The sequence below is a fragment of the Borreliella yangtzensis genome, from assembly GCF_014201775.1.
GTDB lineage: Bacteria > Spirochaetota > Spirochaetia > Borreliales > Borreliaceae > Borreliella > Borreliella yangtzensis.
Window position 1 is genome coordinate 1 of sequence record NZ_JACHFG010000019.1, and the last position, 4,932, is coordinate 4,932.

At 33.1% G+C, this 4,932-nt stretch carries 7 protein-coding genes; all 7 read right to left on the bottom strand.

Going from position 1 to position 4,932, the window contains the following annotated elements:
- On the bottom strand, nucleotides 1-143 hold a 143-nt coding region (locus tag HNP68_RS05895), incomplete at its 3' end, for a DUF3890 domain-containing protein (RefSeq protein WP_183221395.1).
- A 19-nt stretch (nucleotides 144-162) separates the two neighbouring features.
- On the bottom strand, nucleotides 163-1,134 hold the full coding sequence (locus HNP68_RS05900) for a hypothetical protein (RefSeq protein ID WP_183221397.1): 972 nt from the start codon (nucleotides 1,132-1,134) through the stop codon (nucleotides 163-165).
- A 17-nt stretch (nucleotides 1,135-1,151) separates the two neighbouring features.
- Nucleotides 1,152-1,721, bottom strand: coding sequence for a DUF228 domain-containing protein (locus HNP68_RS05905; RefSeq protein ID WP_183221398.1), 570 nt, complete (start codon nucleotides 1,719-1,721; stop codon nucleotides 1,152-1,154).
- A 21-nt stretch (nucleotides 1,722-1,742) separates the two neighbouring features.
- Nucleotides 1,743-2,504 carry a DUF228 domain-containing protein gene (locus HNP68_RS05910; RefSeq protein WP_183221400.1) on the bottom strand — a complete coding sequence of 254 codons (762 nt, stop codon included), beginning with the start codon at nucleotides 2,502-2,504 and terminating at the stop codon, nucleotides 1,743-1,745.
- 3 nt (nucleotides 2,505-2,507) lie between these two features.
- Nucleotides 2,508-3,074: a DUF228 domain-containing protein gene (locus tag HNP68_RS05915; RefSeq protein ID WP_183221403.1), complete on the bottom strand. Its 567-nt coding sequence runs from the start codon at nucleotides 3,072-3,074 to the stop codon at nucleotides 2,508-2,510.
- A gap of 12 nt (nucleotides 3,075-3,086) precedes the next feature.
- Nucleotides 3,087-3,776, bottom strand: coding sequence for a DUF1357 family protein (locus HNP68_RS05920; protein WP_183221405.1), 690 nt, complete (start codon nucleotides 3,774-3,776; stop codon nucleotides 3,087-3,089).
- 29 nt (nucleotides 3,777-3,805) lie between these two features.
- A partial coding sequence (locus tag HNP68_RS05925; RefSeq protein WP_183221407.1) for an anti-CBASS protein Acb1 family protein occupies nucleotides 3,806-4,932 on the bottom strand: 1,127 nt, incomplete at its 5' end.

A 4,932-nucleotide genomic window follows, 5' to 3' on the forward strand; every position in this document is an offset into this window, starting at 1 on the left:
AAAGATAAATGAAGTAGAAAATTCTGTTTACTTAACGCAAATTGATCTATTCCTAATAGCAATAACACTTCAGTATGAAGTTTTGTTACTAAAAGTTCTTCTTCATTTTCAGCTTGTGCTTGCAAGTCTTTTTGTTCACTCACTTTAATTTGCCTTATCTTTTTAACTTTGCTTGATATTTATTTGCAAAATAGTATTCTTAGTAGCAAGCAGTCCGCCTAAAACAAAATCAATGTATGAATGCGCTATATCAGTTGAGTCTGTATCAACTTGTCTATTTGGAAGAGGTAACATGTACTTACTAGGTTTAAATTTTATCAACTTGGGGTTTAGCGGGTAAATAAGAATTTGGTGCTTTAGCAAGTGTGAAGTTTCAATGTAAACATCTTCTCGATTATTAATAGCCTTAATGGTACGGGTCAAGACATCTTCCCATTCCCATCTTTCGCAATTTGATGCAGCAGCTTGTCCTGCTGCATATGGTTTTACCAACTTTAATGAAGTTTTAGGATCAACTATCACCATCATGGGTGTAGAAAATCCGCTGCCCAATTCTAGTTTTGAAAGTCCAGTTTCAATTTTTTCAAATATTTTATCCATTTTATCTTTATCACCGCTTGCAACTTCTTCTTTTATTTGCTCCGGCGTATTAAGTAGCCCATACATATTAGGGAGTAGACGTTTTTGATTTTTTCCATCTTGTTGGATTGAAATAGTTCCGGTTAATACAAAGTGGCTTATAAGCTTGATAATCTCATTACATGCAAGCTTATAAGCTCGAGCAAAAGGCAATAAATTATTATTAATATCCCCAACATACGAGTCTGAAGTGTAAAACTTTTCAGAAGCCTGATTTAAGTGTCTAAATTTATATTGTAGCTTTAAATAGTTTAGTCTTACCACTTCAGATTTGAACCCAATAGTTGAGATGGTATTAACCTCATTAGCAATAGTTGTGGGATTCCCATTTAAAAATGCATCCCATTTTACAGTTCTCTGATAGCCCATCAAAACATCAACGTCTTCAAATTGTTCGGGTAAAAACCATCTATACATTTCGGGAACATCAATTTCCCCCACAATATTAGCAATGGTTTTTGCATAATAATTTTCATCGTATAATGATAATGACATTTAAAACCTCCTAAGTTTTAGTTACTTTTGGCTCTATTCCCAAATACAGCCACTTTTATTAAAAAATATTCACCATTAATTTGTTTTGCGTCAGACAATGCTATGGCATTAATAATCGCCTTATTTCCCCCACTAACCTTTTCAAGAACACCGTCATTATTGAAAAAAAGTTTATCTTTTGCTTTAGGCGTAGAATCTTTTACTATCAAATACCCTTCAAAATTATTTGTAATTGGAACAATAGTGGCTGTTTGGCTAAACTCATCTATGTCCGTGCATATTCCGTATAAATCTTCACCACCCCCAGCCTCAACATAAGGCTCATAGTGAATTTCATTTGATTTTGCCTCTTGAATAACTCTTTTGACTCCTCGCTTATAGGGATATCCTATAAATGAATGATTTTCGAGTTTGTCAAACTTACTAGTTCTAGTACCTCCAGAAGCAAAAAATTGCACGTTTTTATCTCTAAACTCAATAGAATTAGAAAGCAAACCGGTATCATGTTGTGGATTTTTCATAAACTTCTCGAGTTTACTTCGTTTTTCTTGATACTCTTTTACTAATTGCGTTGTATTCTCTGCCATTCAATTATCTCCTTTTATTTTTTAACTCTCAGCTACTACTGTTTTCTCATAAGCCCTATTGCCAAAAATAGTAACTTTTACCAAATTAATATAATAATCATGTTTACGGTTTTCGTCCTTGATCTCTTCTTCTGATTTAAAATTGATTGTAAATGAATCAGAAAGTGCGTATGCATTAATATATGTTGGGGGCCCACCACCAGCTTTAATGATCACCCCGTCATTATTAATATCTAATATTTCCCCAGCTTTTATACTTGGATTTCTTGTAACAAGATATCCCTCAAAATTATTTGTAATCGGTAAAACATATGCAGTACAACTAAACTCACATACATCAACGCATATGCCGTAAATATCAGTATCTGAGCTAGTTTCAACATATAAAGAATTCTCTTTTGGAACAAGTTTTACCCCACGCTTGTATGGAAAACTCTTTTCGGGGTCATAAAAATATTCTTCTATTTTGTCTGTATAACTTGAACATGAAAATGTATATGCATCAACAAACTCATTTTTCGATTTAAAACAACCACTCGAACTGCTAAAAACTTTATTTTCAATTGAACTGATCGATTTTGAATATTTTTTGAATTTCAAAAGAATATCGTCAAATTCTTTTGCTGAAGTTAAATAGGAGTCCACCCCTTGTGCATCATCAGCACTTCTTGCTTGACGTCGAGCTCTGACTGGTGCAGCAGCTTGTTGAACTTCTTCTAAACCCAATTGTAAATTATCATCAACACCAGGTCCTGGAACTTGTCCTTTACCTTTTACATCCATGATTTAATTACCTTTTGCCCTATTCCCAAAAACACTAGCAAGAATAATATATAAATTCTCAGTTAATTTATGCGCTTTTGATAGTGCTATAGCATTAATAGTTTTATTACTTCCACTAGCCTTTTCAAGCTCACCGTGTTGATCAAAATTCAGCTTATCACCAACATTTATACTGCTTTGACTATCTTTTTTACATACTAAGTAACCTTCAAAATTATTTGTAATTGGAATTACAGTTGCTATACCAGTGAACTCATCTATATCTGTGCATATTCCGTATAAATCTTCACCACCACCAGCCTCAACTTCAAGTTCTGTTGCACCATCAGCGCTAAAACTAAGCTTTACTCCCCGCTTGTAGGGATATCCTTTAGCATGATAATTTTCTATCTTGTCTTTACTGCTAGTTCGAACTCCACCAGAATTCGAGTAAATTAGATTTTTATCTCTAAACTCTAGAGAATTGTTAAGCAAACTAGCATCTTGTTGGGGATTTTTCATTAATGCCTTAATTTCAGCAACTTTTTTTTCAAATTCTTCTTTGATTTTTGTTATATCTGTACTAGCCATTCACAAACTCCTTTACGCAATGCCTACTCTTTTATAAAATTTTCGATTCTCATAAAACCGTGCTCGTATTTGCTTGTAAGCATTGCTTTTGGCTTGTACAATCTCAGCAAAATTAACTGGAACAAAATTGGGATCAAGCAAACTCTCTTCTGATTTAGCAATAACATTGCCCTTGATTGAGTCAATAGAAGAAGAATTGCTATTAGCATTTTTTCTTAATTTGATATTCTCTTTCGCCAGAGAGACAAGTTGTTCTAGTATCTCTCCATCTATATGATCTATATCTGATATTTTAGCAATAGCTTTAATTTGACCAGCTGTGACAAACTTGCGAACAAGTTCTCTGCGTTGCGCCTGAATAATGTCTTTTAGCGTGTATCCTTTTGCAAGTAGGGCCTCTTTATTAAAGTGGCTGCTGAGATGCGCTTTTGCAAGTGCATCAATTTCAGATATGCGATCAAGCTCTAGTAATAATTGCTTTTCAGAACGATCTCTTTCTTGAGCCTCAGCAAGTTCTTTTGCTATTCGCTCATTTATACTTAAATCTCGAGTTGTCTCTTTGGATTTTGCATTATTTGCTTGTTCTTTAAAGCGCATATACTCCTCATATTCCCCAGCGCTTATTACTTTAGTATCAGATTTAACTTGTTGAACTTCTTGAACTTTCTCATCAATTATTTCTTTTTTTTCATTTTCTATCACTTTTTAACTCCTTTTTCTTAATCCCTTTCTCAAAATGAGAATAATTTTTCTTTTAAAAAAACTCGCTCCTCGTTATTGAAAGAACTGCTTTGTATAAGCTCGTTATATTTGCTATAAAGCTCAATTAACTTAATATCTCTTTCAACCTTTTGATCATCACTCAACATAACTAGTGAATTGAACCTCATATCAAGGCCAAAATATTTATTAAGCTTTAAATTACAAGAATTCTCAACTTGTTCTTGTACGCCTTTTAGAAAATCGTAATAATTACTCCTATCGCCTTTACCATCACTTCCGAGTCCTTTAGCCTGCTCATTGAAACTTCTGGTTAGTGGTTCCTTAGTATCAGCACCAATTTTTGCCTTAATTAATGCTAAAGCCTCTTTTAAATAAGTAAGGTCATACTTAATAACTTCTAAACTAGCGCTAGGAGTGGCTGTATAAAACATTCCCTCATTATTTAGATTGTTCTTAAGCCTAGCAAGTTCATGCGCCAATGAATCATTAAGACTGCGTAAATTAGAAATATCTTTACTATGATTGTTTGTATTTTGTTTCTTTAAAAAGGATGATAAAAAGCTATTTCCTTTCTCATTATTGCTGTTTTGTGTAAGAGAGCTTAAAGAAGTTGTCGCGCTTGAGAGTGCATCTTGTAGCTGTACTAAAGACTCATCTTTGTAAAATAAAAAATTGTGATTTTCAATACGTTTTTCTATTTCAACGTATATCTTCTCAAATAAGTAAATATCTAGCAAAAAACTTTCCGTATAACACGGAACATATCTTTTTAAGATATAATCGAAATTTTCATATATTATGAGTCGACTTTTGTGTATTTTAACATCATTAAAAGAATTATCCTGATTATTGGCTTTTGCCTTGTAAGTTACATAATCAAAGTTAGCTCCCAAATCCCTTACATATTCATAATCAAGGTATTCAAATCCAATGGGTAGCTCTATATTAACGGGATTTTCAAGGTCTAATATTAAATCTTTGGTTTTTACTAAAATATATCCAATTCCATGAAAACGGTAGCTTATAATACAATTAAATAGCGCATTTTTAAGCTGCACCTTTAATCTAGAAAGTTCTGTCTCACTAACATTGTGGCCAGTACTCTCAAGAACAAGTCCGTTCTTGAGGCAGTCTT